The following is a 16,674-nucleotide window of genomic DNA, read 5'->3' as shown; positions in this document are numbered from 1 at the left end:
TTTATGGCGCTAATGCCAATAAACCATATTTATACTATGGTAGAAAATCCGTGTAATCCGTGTAATCCGTGCCTAAAAAATTATTTGTTCAATTTCCAGGTAACACCATCCTTGGTGTCCTTTACCTCGAAGCCAGCTTCTGCCAGGGCATCGCGAATTTGGTCGCTGGTAGCCCAATCCTTGGCCGCCTTTGCCTTGGCACGCAGGTCGAGAACCATATCTACTACCTTGCCATAAGCCTCTTCACGAGCATCATTGTTGGCTCCCTTCTCGCTCTTCAAGCCGAGAAGGTCGAAGGTGAAGAGCTGCATGGTATCTGAAAGCTCCTTCAGGTCTTCGGCAGAGATGTTTGCCTTGTGGTCGAGGGCTGTGTTTATTACGTGGCAAGCCTCGAAGAGATAGCTGATGACGAGCTGAGTCTGGAAGTCATCGTTCATCGCATCGTAGCAGCGCTGGCGCAACTCGCTTACCAACTTCTTCACCTGCTCATCGCTCTGCTTAGCCACAGGTACACGCTCCAGGTCGTTCAAACCATTCATCAGGCGCTCCAATCCCTTCTGGCTAGCCTTCAAGGCATCGTTAGAGAAGTCTACGGTGCTGCGGTAGTGGGCAGAGAGGATGAAGAAACGGATGGTCATTGGCGAATAAGCCTGCTCCAGACTGTCGTGATTGCCAGTGAAGAACTGCTCCAAAGTGATGAAGTTGCCAAGACTCTTACCCATCTTCTGACCGTTGATGGTAATCATATTGTTGTGCATCCAGTAATGAACCATCTGGTCGCCCTGAGAAGCCACAGCCTGCGCAATCTCGCACTCATGGTGAGGGAAAATCAAATCCATGCCGCCACCATGAATATCGAAGTGGCTACCCAAGTACTTTCTGCCCATCGCTGTACACTCGCAGTGCCAGCCAGGGAATCCATCGCTCCAAGGACTAGGCCAGCGCATGATGTGCTCAGGTGAAGCCTTCTTCCAGAGGGCGAAGTCAGCCTGGTTCTTCTTCTCGCCGATACCAGCCAGCTCGCGGCTCTCGTTGATCACGTTCTCCAGGTTACGTCCGGAGAGGATACCGTACTTATGATCCTTGTTATACTTCTCGATGTCGAAGTAGATAGAGCCGTTGCTCTCGTAGGCATAGCCATTGTCCAGGATTTCCTGAACCAGTTTTTCCTGCTCGATGATATGGCCTGTGGCATGAGGCTCAATGCTAGGAGGGAGCACGTTCAGCGCCTCCATGGCATCGTGGTAGCGGTTGGTGTAGTACTGCGCAATCTCCATTGGCTCCAACTGCTCCAGGCGAGCCTTCTTCTCAATCTTGTCGTCGCCCTCATCAGCATCGTGCTCCAGGTGGCCCACGTCAGTGATGTTTCTAACGTAGCGAACCTTATAGCCCAGGTGCTTGAGATAGCGGAAGAGTATATCGAATGTAATGGCTGGTCGTGCATGACCGAGATGCGGATCGCCATACACGGTAGGGCCACAAACATACATGCCCACGTTAGGAGCGTGGAGCGGAGTGAATCTCTCTTTCGTACGAGTGAGAGTGTTATAGATCAATAATTTCTGTTCCATTTTGTATGAACCTTATTTTTATATTATTTATATTTTGAGTGCAAAGTTAACTCATTTTTCTGATATATCCGACAAATCATTCGCAAAATGTTATTAAATTCCTCGAAAATACTAAAGGAACAGATTTTCCATGGTCAATTCTCTCTGTATGATGCTGCTATATTAGAGCCACTTTAAGCGCACAGATTGGGCATGGCATAACAGAAAAAGGGATTTGGGAAGTATTGGAAGTCTTCTTGATTCCGCTATCTTTTTGCATAAAGTAAGCAGTTTCTGTATATCTATTCACTATTCGTAAGTTTTTTGCCTGGTATTTGCATAAAATTATCAAATTATTAGCGTATATCGAAAATAATGTGTAACTTTGCAACCGCAAACAGTTATCAATTATTTAGCATGCGGCTATCAATTCCGCTAATGAGTATTAAAAGTAAGTTAGAAAATGGCATATACAAGATTGAGTGCTGCCGAAGCGGCAGCGATGATTAACGATCAAGATACAATCGGATTGAGTGGTTTCACACCAAACGGCGTGCCTAAGGCAACCTTCCGCGAACTCTCCAAGAGAGCCGTGGCTGAGCACGAGGCAGGCAGACCATTCCAGGTGGGCATCCTCACGGGTGCTTCTACCTCGCAGAGTATCGAAGGTGACATGGCAGCAGCCCATGCCATCAAGTTCCGTGCGCCATTTTCTACCAACAAGGATTTCCGCACCCATACCAATCTCGGTGAAATCGATTACGAGGATATGCACCTCGGTCACATGGCTGAGCGCCTGCGCCGTGGTTTCTATGGCGAGATAGACCTTGCCATCATCGAGGTTTCTGATTTGGAAGAAGGCGAAACCACCTGCAAGGCATTCCTTACCTCTGCCGGCGGCATCGTTCCTACCATCGTCCGCCTTGCCAAGAAGGTGCTCATTGAGAAGAATACTTTCCACAGTCCTGCTTCCCGCTATCTGCACGATGTGTATGAGATAGCAGAATGCCCATTCCGCACACCTATTCCTATATTGAATGTGGGCGATAGAATAGGTAAGGAATACGTGGAGATTGATGCACATAAGATTATCGGTGTAGTGGAATGCAACATCCCGGAGGAGGCGCGTGCCTTCAAGCCACTCGACCCTGTGACGGAACAGATGGGACATAATGTGGCTGATTTCTTGGTCAGCGACTTGAAGAAGGGACATATTCCTCCTCAGTTCCTGCCTTTGCAGAGCGGAGTGGGCGTAACTTCCAATGCCGTTCTTGAGGCTTTGGGACAGAATCCTAACGTGCCAGTATTCAGCGTCTATACCGAGGTGGTTCAGGATGCCGTGGTGAAATACATGCGCGAGGGAAGAATCAAGGATGCTTCCTGCTCTTCGCTCACCGTAACCAACGATACATTGAAAGAAGTGTATGATGATATTGATTACTTCAAGAAGCATCTCACCATCCGCCAGAGCGAGATTTCGAACTCTCCTGAGGTCATCCGCCGACTGGGTGTTATCGCCATGAACACCGCCATCGAGTGCGATATCTATGGCAACGAGAACTCCAGCCATATCTGCGGCAGCAAGCTGATGAATGGTATCGGCGGCTCCTGCGACTACGAGCGCAATGGCTACATCTCTATCTTCACCACGCAGAGTACCACCAAGAACGGTTGCATCTCTGCCATTGTTCCGATGTGCAGTCACGTGGACAGCACCGAACACGATGTGGATGTGATCGTTACTGAGCAGGGAGTAGCCGATCTTCGTGGCAAGGGTCCTTTGCGCCGTGCCAAGGAGATTATCGAAAACTGTGCGCATCCGGATTATCGCCCTATGCTCCGTGAGTATCTGAAGTTTGCCGAGAAGGGACACGAGCCACAGAGCATGCGTGCCGCCCTCGCCATGCACGATACCTTCCTGAAGAAGGGCGATATGAGATTGACTGATTTCGGAGAATATCTGAAATAAAAGATAGGGCTTTTAGCCAGATTCACCAGCTTGAGCGAATATAAACGAAGAAAACATGTCGTTTTCTTCGTTTATGCCCCTTATCTCATTTCCTTATACCTTTCTCCTTTATCTCCTTTCTCTCTTTTCTTCCCTCCTTTTCTCTCCTTTCTCCCTCCTTCCTGTATTATTTTTGTGTTAATCTTAGGAAAAGTCTTGGTTGTTATTAGGAAAAAATGTGCTTTTGCCTAATAGAAAGTTTCGTTCAGCGTCGTTGAATGTGCGTTCAACGTCGCTGAACCTGCATTCAACGTCGCTGAATGTAGATTCAACGTCGTTGAACGAAACTTTCTTCTAGGATTAGAAACAATTATCAATCGTAATAACATCAATTACTATTGTACTTCTTTAAGTTTTAGGGGAAATTACAGATGACAATATGGAGTCAAATTGCTCCATGATTGAAAATATTCCTCCAAAAGGAGTGAGTTTCTCAGATTTTATTGCTATCTTTGCCATGTCTATCGTTGGATTTTCTTGTTTTCTTTTTGCAACACTAAGATAAGTGAATTCTTCGACATGGCAAAATTCTGGACAACTTTTTGTAGCTCAGGATATTAAAAAACAATATAAACTATAGTGTTGCGGAATTAAAGATATATATAATCATGGATACTTGTTTAGATCTTATAGCTCTTCAATATACCTGCATGATTGTGATGGGCATGCTTATGTTTTTTGTGTTTGTTTCGCGCTGCTATATAACTTGCCGTAACATGCAGTTTGAGCAGTCGCGTTGGATGATTATTGTGGCATTACTATTGTTTGTCGTACACTACGTGTGTCAGATGCGGTTTGGTTGGCGACAACGGGGAGACGATGTGGGCGTTCTGTTCAATCTGCTGTTTTATTCGCCTTCGGCTATATTGTTGTCGTGGTCGCAGCTCAATATTCTGCGCGCTGGGCATGGACGTTGGAGTTTTATGCGCTATGGTGTTGCAGGGTATGCTCTTATGGTGTTGTGCATAGTAGCGGGTGTTATCTCAAATGGCAGTCTGCATATTGGTACTATGCTTTATGTTGCTGATGCTATTTTTTTCTTTACTTTGTTTTATTATATATGGGCATCGTTTAAGGTTCTTGGTTATGTTCAACATCGGCTCGATAGTGAACTTGGTAATCCTGTAGATGCTTACTTGAGCACTATGCGCATTGGGCTTTTTATGGTGTGTGCTTTTGCTATAATTTCGCCTCTATATATATTGTCGCGACCGTTACTCTTTGTCTTTGGACCTTTGGGACTGATTTCGCTTTCGCTGTTTATTGTTAGTTTTACGGCACTTGGATTCAGTATGTCCGAGGGGGTAACAGAGATTGTTGCCGAGACTAACGAGGAGATGGCTGCTGCTAAAGTCTTTAGTGAGATAGTGCCTGAGCGTGTTGCCGAAATAGATATGGCAGTAAGCAAATGGCGAAGCGAGGGTGGTTTTAGGGATAGCGACTTGACGTTATCCTCGTTTGCTCGTCGCATAAAGGTTAATCGTGCCGATGTAGTCTCGTATCTAACTTCCATATATGGTAAGAGTTTCCGTACATGGCTTTCGGGTATTCGTGTGGAGGAGGCAAAGGCACTCATTGTAGCACACCCCGAATATAGTAACGAGGTTGTTTCTATGGAGTGTGGTTTCTCATCGCGTGTGTATTTTCAGCGTCTGTTCAAGGAAAGGACAGGTTTGACTCCTGCCGAGTGGCGTCGCCAACGATAATGTGTTGGTTATGTGTATGTTTGCTACTGAGGGTAAGATGTAACTTTTGTACAAAGGTTACATAATGGGCTATGTGTAACCTTTCTTATAGTTACGTCTCTTTTCTACAAGAGTGACACATAAGTGATGTCTTTTGAGGTTTTGATGGTTGATTTTTTTATATCTTTGCATAAGGAATTTCAAACATAAACTTTCAAAAACAATTCACAATGAAAAAATCTTATCTTTATTTAATGGCGTGTGCCATGGGTGCTATGTCTTTGACTTCGTGTTCCGAAGATTCTACTCCTGCCGGTGGCGGTGGCGATAGCACAATAGAAGTGCCTTTGGCACAAGTTTCAAAACCTAAGCCTAACCCTTGGCTTGCACAGGAAGAGTATAGTATTACGCACTTCAATTCGGCTCAGACGGATGCCTTCTCGTATGAAGTCAAGGATGGAACTTTCAATATCGATCTTTCCAAGTGTCAGATGACATGGAGCGGTCCCGTGAATTTGATGACACTTGCTTCTACTTCGCCCAAGTATATGTGGGGCATGAGTAGCGATCGCGTGTCGTATCTTGATATCAGCGACGGCAAGCTTGAAAGGGTTGCAGAGGCTGGCTTGCCAGGGATTACAATGAAGACTCAGGAGCAGCTTACAAATATGACTGCTGACTATGCTACTTACGACGAACTTTCTAAGACGATTACCGATATATTGGGCCCAGCGCCACAAATGTCTATGGCTAACGGTAATTATGTCTTGTGCGACAAGGATAACTATGCTTACACCAATGCAGGTCAGGTAATGGTACGTTATCGCCTTGCCAATCCTAATAATCCCAAGGAAGGTATCGTGCTGGATCATCAAATTAGACTTACCGACTTTACCTTCAACTCTTTTACTCTCGTAGGTGCTACTATGACCTATGACGGCCACCTTGTCGTGGCTGCACAGAACGGAATTCTTGTGCTGAATCGTGCTCTTACTACCATCGAGGATTCATACGCTCTTCCATCAGACCAGATTCTCACCAATTCTATCTGTATCGACGAAAATGGCGGTCTTTATGTAGCAAGTAACAGTCGCACACCTGGCGGAAAAGGCCTTATGCAGAAACTTATCTGCAAGGACGGAAAATTCTCTACATCTCCGGCTGATGGTGCATGGCAAGCCTATTACGATGGTGGCCCGAAGGCTCCATGTATCAAACTCGGATATGGCACAGGTTCAACGCCTACACTTATGGGCTTTGGTCAAGACGAGGACAAGTTGGTAGTTATTACCGATGGCTCTAAGCGTATGAAACTGGTGGCTTTCTGGCGTGACGAAATCCCTTCAGGCGCACAGCAAGTGGCAGGGTACGACAAGCGTATAGCCGGAGTGCATGAGGTTACGTGCGGTCTGCCTGCATCAACAGAGTGGATACAGTCTGAGCAGTCAGTTGTAGTAGGTGGCTATGATGCCTTTGTTGTAAACAACATCAATGTTACTGATCAGGAAATAAACGACAAGATTATTGGTGTAATTGCTATTGGTCCTATTGTTAAAGGCCCTCAAGGTACCGAGTGTGTACGTTGGAATACAAAGGAGAACAAGTGGGAGAGTAAGTGGGCGCGCAGCGATGTAAGTTCTGTAAGTATGATTCCTGCCGTAAGTACCAAGTCGGAGATGGTATTTGTATGTGGCTGGAACGATGCTTCGGGCTGGGAAGTTACAGGACTTGACTGGAAGAGTGGTGCCACACGTCATCGCACCATCTTGGGCAAGAGCAATCGGGCCAATGGTGCCTACGCCATCATTCAGTATCTTGCTAATGGCGACCTTTTATTCAACTCTGTTGCCGGACCAATCCGCGTAAAATATTGAGAAAATTTAATCATCATATAACTTTAAGGTTTATTGATATACAAAAATCCCCAGCCTGCTTGAGAAAAGTAGGTTGGGGATTAACGTTTAACCAACAAAGTTCGTTATGAACAGGTGCTACAACTTCAGCAGTTTGGCAAACTCCCAAACCACAATGCCGGCTGTTACGCTGACATTCAGGGAATGCTTGGTACCAAACTGTGGGATTTCCAAGCAACCATCACTCATATCCACAATGTTCTGCTTTACGCCCTTCACCTCGTTGCCGAAGATAACAGCATAACCATTTGGTGTAGAAGCGTCTTGAGAGAAAAGCTTGGCATGCGCCTCCGGCAGGTTCTGAAGCTTGGTAGAACCTTCTACCTGCTCAATGCTATACACAAAGTAGCCTTTCTGCTTCAGTTTCTCCACAGCCTCTTCGGTGGTCTTGAAGTACTCCCAATCTACGCTGTCTTCGCCGCCCAGAGCCGTCTTGTGGATTTCGGCATTGGGAGGAGTGGCGGTGATACCGCAAAGATACACCGCCTCTACACGGAAGGCATCGCAAGAGCGGAACACACTTCCTACATTATATAATGAACGCACATCATCCAGGACTACTATCAGGGGCAGCTTCTCGGCTTCCTTGAATTCCTCCAGGGTGAGGCGGTTCATCTCTATCGTTCTTAATTTACGCATTATAATATACCTTATTATATATCATGTGACCAGAGGCGGTTAAGCCTCTGCCTCCTTGGTCTTGTAAGCCAGGGCGTACATGCGAATCTGCTTGATCATCGCCAGAAGACCGTTGCTGCGGGTAGGACTCAGGTGATCTTTCAAGCCAATTTTCTCTACGAAATAGAGGTCGGCATCCATAATCTCGGTTGGGGTATGACCGCTCAACACACGGATGAGGAGGGCGATGATACCCTTTACGATGAGCGCATCGCTATCGGCAGTGAATACGAGCTTGCCATCTACATAATCGCATTGCAACCATACGCGGCTCTGGCAGCCGTCGATGAGGTTCTGCTCGTTCTTGTATTTCTCGTCGAGAGGAGCCAACTCGTTGCCCAAGTCGATGAGCATCTGATACTTATCCATCCAGTCGGAGAAGTCCTGGAACTCCTCTACCACTTCATCCTGCAATTCATTAATTGTTGCCATTATTTAATTTCTTTAATTTCGTTTACTGTAATCAACTTATAGAGCTTATCGTTAGGGCGCACCTTATCCGGCACAGGGATAGAAACTCTCCAGCCCTGCTGCGCTGTTTCTACAGGCTTCAGGTCGTAGCGAATTTCATCGGCATTGAGATACATTACGCCGGTGGTGTTACCCGTAATCAGAAGTTTCTCGCCCTTATCAAAGGTAGAAGCCTCTACGGCAACCTCTGCCACGCCCAGCTTGGAGAAGTATTTCATCACCTTGCCCACGAGCACCTTCTTCTCGGTAGCCACAGAACCATAGTGCTTGTTCCATTCGCCGAGGGTCTGACCCTGGTAGTAACCATCCCAGAAACCGCGGTTGAATACGGTGGCAAGTCTTTCATCCCAGGCATCCTTTTTCTCTTCGGTAAAGGTACCGTCCAGCACGGCGGCTATCGCCTCCTTGTAGCACTTCACTACGGTATATACGTATTCAGGTCCACGGGCACGACCCTCAATCTTGAAGACGCGAACGCCGGCATCCATCATGCGGTCGATGAAGCGGATGGTCTTCAAGTCCTTCGGACTCATTACATACTTGTTGTCTATTTCCAGCTGGTTGCCGGTTTCGTTATCCGTAACGGTATAGCTGCGGCGGCAAATCTGAACGCACTCGCCACGGTTGGCAGAGCGGTTGGCATTGGCGAGGCTCATGTAGCACTTGCCTGATACCGCCATGCACAGGGCGCCATGGCAGAACATCTCGATGCGAATCTGCTTGCCCATAGGGCCGCAGATGTTCTGCTTCTCTATCTGTTCGTGGATGTGCTTCACCTGGTCCATGTTTAATTCACGTGCCAGAACAGAAACATCCGCAAAGCGTGCATAAAACTTCAAAGCCTCTGTGTTTGAGATATTTAACTGTGTGGATAAGTGAACTTCTTCACCCACTTCGTTGCAATAGCTCATTACAGCCACATCGCTGGCGATGACGGCAGAGATGCCTGCCTCCTTGGCAGCATCAATGATTTCCTTCATCGTAGGGATGTCGTTGTCGTAAATCACTGTATTGACGGTGAGGTAAGTCTTGATGCCATGCTCGTTGCAGGTGGCAGCAATCTCACGCAGGTCGTCAATAGTAAAATGATTGGCAGAATGTGAACGCATGTTCAACTTGCCGATTCCGAAATATACGGAGTCGGCACCAGCCTGGATAGCGGCAGCCAAAGACTCGCGCGAGCCCACAGGTGCCATCACCTCAAATTCGTTTATCTTTGTATCCATGAATGCAAATTTCTATTTTGGGTGCAAAGGTACACATTTTCAGCGAGAAAACACCATGATGCAATCATTATTTTTAGAATGCCTTGGCATGAACGCATTTCATGTTCTTTTCCAGCTGGGCTGTAGAGCTGGCACCTACCAGTACGCTGGTTACGCCTTTCTGGTGGAGAATCCACGCCAGTGCCATCTCGGCGAGGGTTTCGCCTCGTTCGCCGGCTTCTGCATTCCATTGCTTTAACTGCTCCAGGAGTTCTGGAGTCAGGGCGCTGTGCTTCAGGAAGTGCTCCTTTGCCATGCGGCTATCGGCTGGGATGCCGTTGAGATAGCGGTCGGTGAGGAGACCTTGTGCCAAAGGCGAGAAGGAGATGAATCCGATGCCGTTTTCGTGGCAGTAGTCGAGGGTTCCGTTTTCTTGTGGCGCACGGTCGAGCATGTTGAGTCTGTCCTGGAAGATGAGCAGCGGACAGTCGCGCTCCTTCAGATATTGATCGGCGAACTTCAGTGCCTCCAATGGCCATCGGCTGATGCCGAGATAGAGTGCCTTGCCCTGTTTCACGATGTCTACCATTGCCTGGAGGGTTTCCTCCAGCGGCGTATTCGGGTCGTAGCGATGACTGTAGAAGAGGTCCACATAGTCCAGATTCATGCGCTTGAGACTCTGGTCGAGGCTCGCCATCAGATACTTGCGAGAGCCCCAGTTGCCGTAAGGACCTTCCCACATATCGTATCCCGCCTTGGTAGAGATGAAGAGTTCGTCGCGATAGGGCAGGAAGTCATCCTTCATCAGTCTGCCCATGGTTTCCTCAGCGCTTCCGTAAGGAGGACCATAGTTGTTGGCAAGGTCGAAGTGAGTGATTCCGTGGTCGAAGGCATAGTGGGTGATGGCACGGCTTCGCTCGTAAGGATCTACTCCTCCGAAGTTGTGCCAGAATCCCAGACTAATCTTAGGCAGCAAGACTCCGCTCTTGCCGCATCTCTTGTAAAGCGCCTCAGCTTCGCCATAGCGATTGGCATCGGCTGTGTAGATTCCTTTTAAGTCCATCTTTATTCCTATTTATTTATGTATGAATATCTTATTCTGCAACAAAGGTATTGTTTTTTTTAGAAATGGGTGGAAAGTTGCTCTTAAAAAACTGTAAAACTTCATAATGTAAACCGTCATTTATATAAATGGCGGTTTACATTTGTGCAGCTTTTATATTTTTCCCCAAAAAACTTGCGGGTTTCAAATATAATATGTATCTTTGCATCCGGAGATTATGAAATCTTCGTTACGTAAAATTCATAATTCAGTAAATGCTTATGGTACAGACCAATCCGTTTCTCATAGAAGGATATTTATCCCCAGATTTCTTCTGCGACAGAGTAGAAGAAACCGCCTTGCTTACACGGCATCTAACCAACCGATGCAATGTGGCATTGATAGCACCACGACGATTGGGAAAGTCGGGGTTGATTTATCATTGTTTCTATCAGAAGGAAATCCGGGAGCAGTATCATTGCATCTATATTGATATTTACGATACCAAGAATCTCGGGGAGTTTGTTTACTCCCTGGGCAAGGGGATTCTTGCTGCATTGAAACCCAAGGGCAGAAAGGTGTGGGAGTTCTTCCTGAATATACTTCAGTCGTTGAAATCTACCATTTCTTTCGATATCAATGGAAATCCGGAATGGAGCGTGGGCATCGGAGATATTCAGTCGCCTGATATTACGCTGGATGAGATCTTTGCCTATCTTTCCCAGGCAGATAAGCCCTGTCTGATTGCCATCGATGAATTCCAGACCATTGCCGGTTATCCAGAGAAAACGGTGGAGGCTACTTTGCGCAAGCGCATCCAGAACTGTCATAACGCTAACTTCATCTTTTCAGGTTCCAAGCGCCACATGATGGCACTGATGTTTACTTCCAGGTCACGTCCTTTCTATCACAGTTCGAGCATCATGGGATTGGAGGCTATCAACGAACAGACTTATCTGGAGTTTGCCAACCATCATCTGTCTAAAATCGACAAGGAGATTTCTGCGGAAGCGTTCTCCTATCTTTATCATCGTTTTGATGGTATTACCTGGTATATTCAGTATGTGCTCAACATGCTCTATACTTCGATTTCAGATTCCAGGGTTCTGGGAAAGGAGGATGTGGAATATTGCATAGAGAGCATTCTTTCGCAGCATCGCTTTGCCTATCAGGCTCTGCTGTTCCAGCTTACCAGCAAGCAGAAGCAGGTGCTCATCGCCATAGCCAGGGAGGGAAGTCCTTCCTCGCTGATGTCGCAGGAGTTCCTACATAAATATCGTCTGGGTGCCAGCACCGTGCAGGGGGCCGTGAAGACCTTGCTCGAAAGGGATTTTATCACGCAGGATGAGGGGGTATATCAGCTATGCGATAAGTTCCTGGAATTAAGTTTAAAGGAAGAGATATAGAGTATTTAGTAACAGATCGCCTTCTTGGCGCCCATGGCTGCCGTGCAAACCAGGGGCGACATCAGGGCGATAGTCATATAAGTTTTGTTCATTTCGATAATCGTTAGTTATTTTTTAAAACATTCATAATGTTGGCAGGCGGACGCTGGGCGAGGAGTTCCCGCTTCATGAAGTCCATGTAGGGAGCCACATGCGTATAGTACTGATAGTATCCCTGGCAGAGATAGTTCAGGCCCGGCTCTCCATACTTATCCTTCTCGAACCGGTTCTTGGGGCATTCGCCATGGCAGGCGAACTCCATGTCGCACTCCTTGCACTGGCGGGGCAGCGAAGTGTGCTTCAACCGGCTGAAAGCCTGCTGCTTTTCGCCATAAAGCATGTCGATGAGCGACTGCTCCCTGATGTTTCCCAGCTTGTATTCCGGAAAGACGAAGTGATCGCAGGAATACACATCGCCATTGTGTTCCATCACGCCTGCATGACCGCACTCCTTGGAGTAGGCGCAGATGCCTGGCAGCACCCCCATCCAGTTGGCAAGTGTGCAGTCGAAGATTTCCACAAAGGTCTTACCCACATCGTGGCGCACCCAGTCGTCGAAGATGGTGCAGAGGAAGTTGCCCCACTGTTGCGGGGTAACGGAAGCATCTGCAAGCGGAATCTCCCTGTCGTCGGCAAGACTCGCCAGGGTGCGACCGTCTTCATGTTCCGTCAGTCGCTCCACGATAGGGGTAAACTGCAAGTACTGGCAACCGTTGTCTCTGAAGAAATGATAGAACTCCAGCGGATGTTCAGCGTTGTAGGCATTGACCACCGCCATAGCATTCCATTCCACCCGATGCTTTTTCAGCAGGCTGATGCCCTGCATCACCTTTTCCCAGGAAGGCTTTCCGGCAGGAGTTACGCGATAGTGGTCGTGATACTCCTGGGGACCGTCGATGGAAATGCCTACCAGCCAGTGGTTCTTGGCAAAGAACTCGCACCATTCGTCGGTGAGGAGTGTGCCGTTGGTCTGGATGACATTATCTATCTGTTTGCCGTGGGCGTACTTCTTCTGAAGCGCCAGCGCCTTCTTGTAGAAGTCGATGGAGCGCATCAGCGGCTCGCCTCCGTGCCAGGTGAAAAGCACCTGCGGCATGGTTTGTGCCTCGATGTACTCTCGGGTGAATTGCTCCAGCATCTCATCGCTCATCAGATGGCGGTGGGAGTTCTGGTAAAGATTGTTCTTTTCCAGATAATAACAGTATTTGCAAGCCAGGTTGCAATGGGCGCCTGCCGGCTTCAGCATCACATACAGTGGCTTGGCAAATGGGGTTGCTATGTTGTCGTTCATCATATTTTTTCTTTTTAAAACTCTGGCAGCGTTATCTTGAAGTCCTTGCTGTCTCTGTGCTCCTTCTGGATGGCAGCCAGCAGATCTTTCACGATTTCAGGATGTTCTGCCGCCACATCGTGGTCTTCGTGAATATCCGAAGCCAGGTTGTAGAGGTGAGGCTTGCCTTTTACTACTACCATCTTCCAGTCGCCCTTTCTCACGCCAATCTGGTCGGTCTCATGAAATTCCCAATAGAGGTATTCGTGGTGCTTCTGCTCGGCATCCTTGCCCAGAAGGGTAGGAGCGATGGAAATACCGTCGAAGCCGTCGCCAGCCAACTTCCTGTTGGTGTAGCGCTTGGCGAAGTTCTTGATTCCGGCAAGGTCGCAGAAGGTTGGCATCAGGTCGTAGAAGGCAAACTGGGTATCGTTTACGCTGCCTGCCTTGATATGCTCTGGCCACCAGGCAATGAATGGGATGCGGATTCCGCCCTCGTAGCACTGGCGCTTCAAGCCTTTCAATTTTCCGTCGCGACCGAAGAACTTCGGGTCGGCACCGCCTTCCTCGTGAGGACCGTTGTCCGAGGTAAAGATGACCACGGTGTTCTTGTCGAGGCCCTTCTCCTTCAGTTTGGCAAATACTTCGCCCACATACTGGTCGAGTCGGGTAATCATTCCGGCAAACTGAGCGTGGGTATGAACCACGGCGTTGTATCGGGAACCTTCCTGTCCGCCCCAGGTCTTGTCCTCGAAGAATTTCTTCTGATAGTTCTCCAGGATAGAATCCTCTGGCTGAGCCAGTTCGGCATGAGGCAGGGTATAGGTGAGGAATCCCACGAAAGGATGCTGGCTATCCTGCTTGTCAATCCACTCCAAAGCCTTGTCGTGGATGATGCGGGCAGAATACTGCTTGCGCTTGAAATAGTCCTTGCCGAACGTCGGGTACTGGATATTCTGCTCCATGATTTCTCTTACCACAGCCGTATCTCCCTGTGACTTGCTGTAACGGTTCAGGAAGTTGGGATAATAAAGATGTGCCTGGAACTGGCAGATGTAGCCGTAGAATTCATCTATGCCACGTTTGTCGGGAGTAGAGGCAGAACCTTCGTATCCGCCTGCCCATTTTCCGAAGACACCGGTGCGGTATCCCTTGTCCTTGAGCATTTCCGGAAGAATCTTATGCTGCGGGTCGTAAGGTTCCTGACCCACCACGGAAAAGTCCTCGTTTACTCCATACTTTACCATCGGCACGTTTCTCCAGTATTCCTTGTTGCCTCTTACGTGGGTGTGGCCGGAATGCTGACCGGTCATGATGGTAGCACGCGAAGGGGCTGAAACCGGCGAACCGGCGTATGCCTGGGTGAATCGCATTCCTTCTCTAGCCATCTGGTCGATGTTGGGTGTATGGATGTATGGCTGACCATAGCAAGCCAAATCACCATATCCCATATCATCGCAGAGGATGAAGAGGATATTGGGCTGCTGCACGTTCTGCTTAGCCCATACAAGGGTAGGCAGGCAAATGATGCCTACCCCTGTGAGCCATATTGTTTTGTTAGTTCTATTCATATATTGATGATTGAATCTGATGTAATCTTATCTGATTGAATCTGATGTAATCTTATCTGATATAATCTAATCTTAGATCTTATTCATCTACCTTTAAGTCCTTGCGGTAGTTGGCGAGAAGCTTCTTCAGTTCTTTCTCTATCTTCTGGGTGCCAGGCTTGCCGTAGATGTTGTTCAACTCGTTAGGGTCTGCCTGGATGTCGTACAACTCCCAGTAGTCGATGTCTGCATCATTGGTGAAGTAGTTGATAGACTTCAGGGCTTTGAAGCAGTTGTTCTCTCTAGTGCCTGGCTGTGCCTGGTACTTGTTCTCTACCACGGCTCTCTCACCACCCTTGCCGTAGAAATGAATCAGCTTGTAGCGCTCGGTGCGCACACCGTCGTGCTTGCGTACCAGGTGATAGGTTGGGTAGTCGTAGTAGTGATAGTACAGGCTCTTGCGCCACTTCTTCACTGGCTGACCGGCAAACAGCGGCTGGAGCGATGTTCCAGGCATGTACTTAGGCTTCTGCAAACCAGCCAGGTCGAGGAAGGTAGGTGCGAAGTCGATGTTCTGAACCATCTGGTTGCATTCGCTCTTTGGCTGGATGTGCTTAGGATAGCTGATGATGAGTGGAGTGTGGAATGATTCTTCGTACATGAATCGCTTGTCGAACCATCCGTGCTCGCCCATGTAGAATCCCTGGTCGGATGTATAGACGATGATGGTGTTCTCTGAGAGATTGTTCTTGTCAAGGTAATCCAGCAGTCTGCCCACGCTCTCATCTACCGATGCGATAACAGCCATGTAGTCGCGGATGTAGTTTTGGTATTTCCATTCTACCAACGCCTTGCCTGTCAGGTTCTTGCTCAGGAACTCACGGTTTCTAGGCATGTAGTAGGCGTCGATGGCTGCACGCTGCTGTGGAGTCATGCGGTTCATCTCGCCCATCAAGCCGTTATAAGAGTCTCTGCCTTCTGGAGTAGAAGGGTCGTACATCTCAGGAACCTTCAGGTCGCGTACCATCTCCATGTATTTGTCGATAGACATCTTCTGGGTAGATGCTGCGGAACCACGGGTCTCGTAATCATCCCAGAAGGTTTCCGGCAATGGGAAGTTCACGTTGCCATACTTGCCTACATACTTGGTGTTAGGCATCCAGAGGCGATGAGGTGCCTTGTGGTGAACCAGTAGACAGAATGGCTTGTTCTTGTCGCGGTTGTTCAGGTACTCGATGGCATGGTCGGTGATGAGGTCGGTGGCGTAACCCATCTCCTGCTTGAAGTTGCCATACTGGCCGGTAGAGGCAAAGGTTGGGTTGTAATACTGACCCTGGTCATCCAATACGCGGTAGTAATCAAAGCCCTTAGGACTGCACGACATGTGCCACTTACCTACCACGGCAGTAGAATATCCGGCACCCTGCAGCAGTTCTGAGAAGAAGGTCTTGGTAGAGTCAATACCCTCAGCCAGCTGGCGCTGTCCGTTCTGGTGGCTATAGAGACCTGTCATCAGGCAGGCACGGCTAGGAGTAGAGAGTGAGTTCTCTACGAAAGCCTGGTTAAACTTCATTCCTCTTTCAGCTAGGCGGTCGATGTTTGGAGTTGGAGCCAATTTGGAGATTGGGCTGCCGTATGCGCTGATTGCTTGCATGGCGTGGTCGTCGCACATGATGTACAAGATGTTAGGTCGGTCTCCTGCATTCTGAGCGAAGATCGACAGCGGCATTGCCTGCAGGGCAGCCATGGCCAGTAGGGAACGATTGAATTGATTGGTTTTACTGTTCATCATAATTTTCTTGTTGAATGAATAGTTCTTTATATGAATTAATTAAAGGACATTTTTTGTATAAAAAA

12 protein-coding genes are annotated in these 16,674 nt (G+C 48.1%); 4 read left to right on the top strand and 8 right to left on the bottom strand.

Annotated features, from left to right (window positions below; translation table 11 throughout):
- Positions 1 to 80: 80 nt before the first annotated feature.
- Positions 81 to 1,571, bottom strand: a complete 1,491-nt coding sequence (cysS, locus tag KUA49_RS13960; RefSeq protein WP_218412455.1) for a cysteine--tRNA ligase — start codon at positions 1,569 to 1,571, stop codon at positions 81 to 83.
- 442 nt (positions 1,572 to 2,013) lie between these two features.
- On the opposite strand from cysS, the gene KUA49_RS13955 reads away from it, so the two are divergent.
- The 3 genes from KUA49_RS13955 to KUA49_RS13945 all read left to right on the top strand — a co-directional run bounded on the left by KUA49_RS13955 (position 2,014) and on the right by KUA49_RS13945 (position 7,117).
- Positions 2,014 to 3,519 carry an acetyl-CoA hydrolase/transferase C-terminal domain-containing protein gene (locus tag KUA49_RS13955; protein WP_218412454.1) on the top strand — a complete coding sequence of 502 codons (1,506 nt, stop codon included), beginning with the start codon at positions 2,014 to 2,016 and terminating at the stop codon, positions 3,517 to 3,519.
- Positions 3,520 to 4,166: 647 nt separating this feature from the next.
- Positions 4,167 to 5,264, top strand: coding sequence for a helix-turn-helix domain-containing protein (locus KUA49_RS13950; RefSeq protein WP_218412453.1), 1,098 nt, complete (start codon positions 4,167 to 4,169; stop codon positions 5,262 to 5,264).
- 209 nt (positions 5,265 to 5,473) lie between these two features.
- Positions 5,474 to 7,117, top strand: a complete 1,644-nt coding sequence (locus KUA49_RS13945) for a hypothetical protein (RefSeq protein WP_203051100.1) — start codon at positions 5,474 to 5,476, stop codon at positions 7,115 to 7,117.
- A gap of 117 nt (positions 7,118 to 7,234) precedes the next feature.
- On the opposite strand, the gene KUA49_RS13940 is transcribed toward KUA49_RS13945, so the two are convergent.
- The 4 genes from KUA49_RS13940 to KUA49_RS13925 all read right to left on the bottom strand — a co-directional run bounded on the left by KUA49_RS13940 (position 7,235) and on the right by KUA49_RS13925 (position 10,573).
- Positions 7,235 to 7,795, bottom strand: a complete 561-nt coding sequence (locus KUA49_RS13940) for an RNA methyltransferase (protein ID WP_203040326.1) — start codon at positions 7,793 to 7,795, stop codon at positions 7,235 to 7,237.
- A 39-nt stretch (positions 7,796 to 7,834) separates the two neighbouring features.
- Positions 7,835 to 8,266, bottom strand: coding sequence for a SufE family protein (locus tag KUA49_RS13935; protein WP_089543038.1), 432 nt, complete (start codon positions 8,264 to 8,266; stop codon positions 7,835 to 7,837).
- A complete protein-coding gene (locus tag KUA49_RS13930) occupies positions 8,266 to 9,531 on the bottom strand; it encodes a peptidase U32 family protein (protein ID WP_218412452.1) in 1,266 nt (421 codons plus the stop codon). The genes KUA49_RS13935 and KUA49_RS13930 overlap by 1 nt, the downstream gene beginning before the upstream one ends.
- A gap of 73 nt (positions 9,532 to 9,604) precedes the next feature.
- A complete protein-coding gene (locus KUA49_RS13925) occupies positions 9,605 to 10,573 on the bottom strand; it encodes an aldo/keto reductase (protein WP_218412451.1) in 969 nt (322 codons plus the stop codon).
- A gap of 260 nt (positions 10,574 to 10,833) precedes the next feature.
- On the opposite strand from KUA49_RS13925, the gene KUA49_RS13920 reads away from it, so the two are divergent.
- Positions 10,834 to 11,958 carry an AAA family ATPase gene (locus KUA49_RS13920; protein WP_218412450.1) on the top strand — a complete coding sequence of 375 codons (1,125 nt, stop codon included), beginning with the start codon at positions 10,834 to 10,836 and terminating at the stop codon, positions 11,956 to 11,958.
- 103 nt (positions 11,959 to 12,061) lie between these two features.
- On the opposite strand, the gene KUA49_RS13915 is transcribed toward KUA49_RS13920, so the two are convergent.
- The 3 genes from KUA49_RS13915 to KUA49_RS13905 all read right to left on the bottom strand — a co-directional run bounded on the left by KUA49_RS13915 (position 12,062) and on the right by KUA49_RS13905 (position 16,564).
- Positions 12,062 to 13,288, bottom strand: coding sequence for an anaerobic sulfatase-maturation protein (locus KUA49_RS13915; protein WP_218412483.1), 1,227 nt, complete (start codon positions 13,286 to 13,288; stop codon positions 12,062 to 12,064).
- Positions 13,289 to 13,302: 14 nt separating this feature from the next.
- On the bottom strand, positions 13,303 to 14,838 hold the full coding sequence (locus tag KUA49_RS13910) for an arylsulfatase (protein WP_218412449.1): 1,536 nt from the start codon (positions 14,836 to 14,838) through the stop codon (positions 13,303 to 13,305).
- A 79-nt stretch (positions 14,839 to 14,917) separates the two neighbouring features.
- The gene (locus tag KUA49_RS13905; RefSeq protein WP_256624822.1) at positions 14,918 to 16,564 is read right to left on the bottom strand and encodes a sulfatase; all 1,647 of its coding nucleotides are present in this window, start codon (positions 16,562 to 16,564) and stop codon (positions 14,918 to 14,920) included.
- Positions 16,565 to 16,674 lie beyond the last annotated feature (110 nt).

The organism is Segatella copri (assembly GCF_019249655.2).
Classification (GTDB): domain Bacteria; phylum Bacteroidota; class Bacteroidia; order Bacteroidales; family Bacteroidaceae; genus Prevotella.
This window is presented reverse-complemented; position numbering and strand designations above follow the sequence as displayed.

Coding starts and splice junctions, on each gene's coding strand:
- KUA49_RS13950 (WP_218412453.1), top strand. CDS start 4,167: ATGGATACTTGTTTAGATCTTATAGCTCTTCAATATACCTGCATGATT.
- KUA49_RS13925 (WP_218412451.1), bottom strand. CDS start 10,573: ATGGACTTAAAAGGAATCTACACAGCCGATGCCAATCGCTATGGCGAA.
- KUA49_RS13930 (WP_218412452.1), bottom strand. CDS start 9,531: ATGGATACAAAGATAAACGAATTTGAGGTGATGGCACCTGTGGGCTCG.
- KUA49_RS13905 (WP_256624822.1), bottom strand. CDS start 16,564: ATGGCTGCCCTGCAGGCAATGCCGCTGTCGATCTTCGCTCAGAATGCA.
- KUA49_RS13915 (WP_218412483.1), bottom strand. CDS start 13,288: ATGAACGACAACATAGCAACCCCATTTGCCAAGCCACTGTATGTGATG.
- KUA49_RS13935 (WP_089543038.1), bottom strand. CDS start 8,266: ATGGCAACAATTAATGAATTGCAGGATGAAGTGGTAGAGGAGTTCCAG.
- KUA49_RS13910 (WP_218412449.1), bottom strand. CDS start 14,838: ATGAATAGAACTAACAAAACAATATGGCTCACAGGGGTAGGCATCATT.
- KUA49_RS13945 (WP_203051100.1), top strand. CDS start 5,474: ATGAAAAAATCTTATCTTTATTTAATGGCGTGTGCCATGGGTGCTATG.
- cysS (WP_218412455.1), bottom strand. CDS start 1,571: ATGGAACAGAAATTATTGATCTATAACACTCTCACTCGTACGAAAGAG.
- KUA49_RS13920 (WP_218412450.1), top strand. CDS start 10,834: ATGGTACAGACCAATCCGTTTCTCATAGAAGGATATTTATCCCCAGAT.
- KUA49_RS13940 (WP_203040326.1), bottom strand. CDS start 7,795: ATGCGTAAATTAAGAACGATAGAGATGAACCGCCTCACCCTGGAGGAA.
- KUA49_RS13955 (WP_218412454.1), top strand. CDS start 2,014: ATGGCATATACAAGATTGAGTGCTGCCGAAGCGGCAGCGATGATTAAC.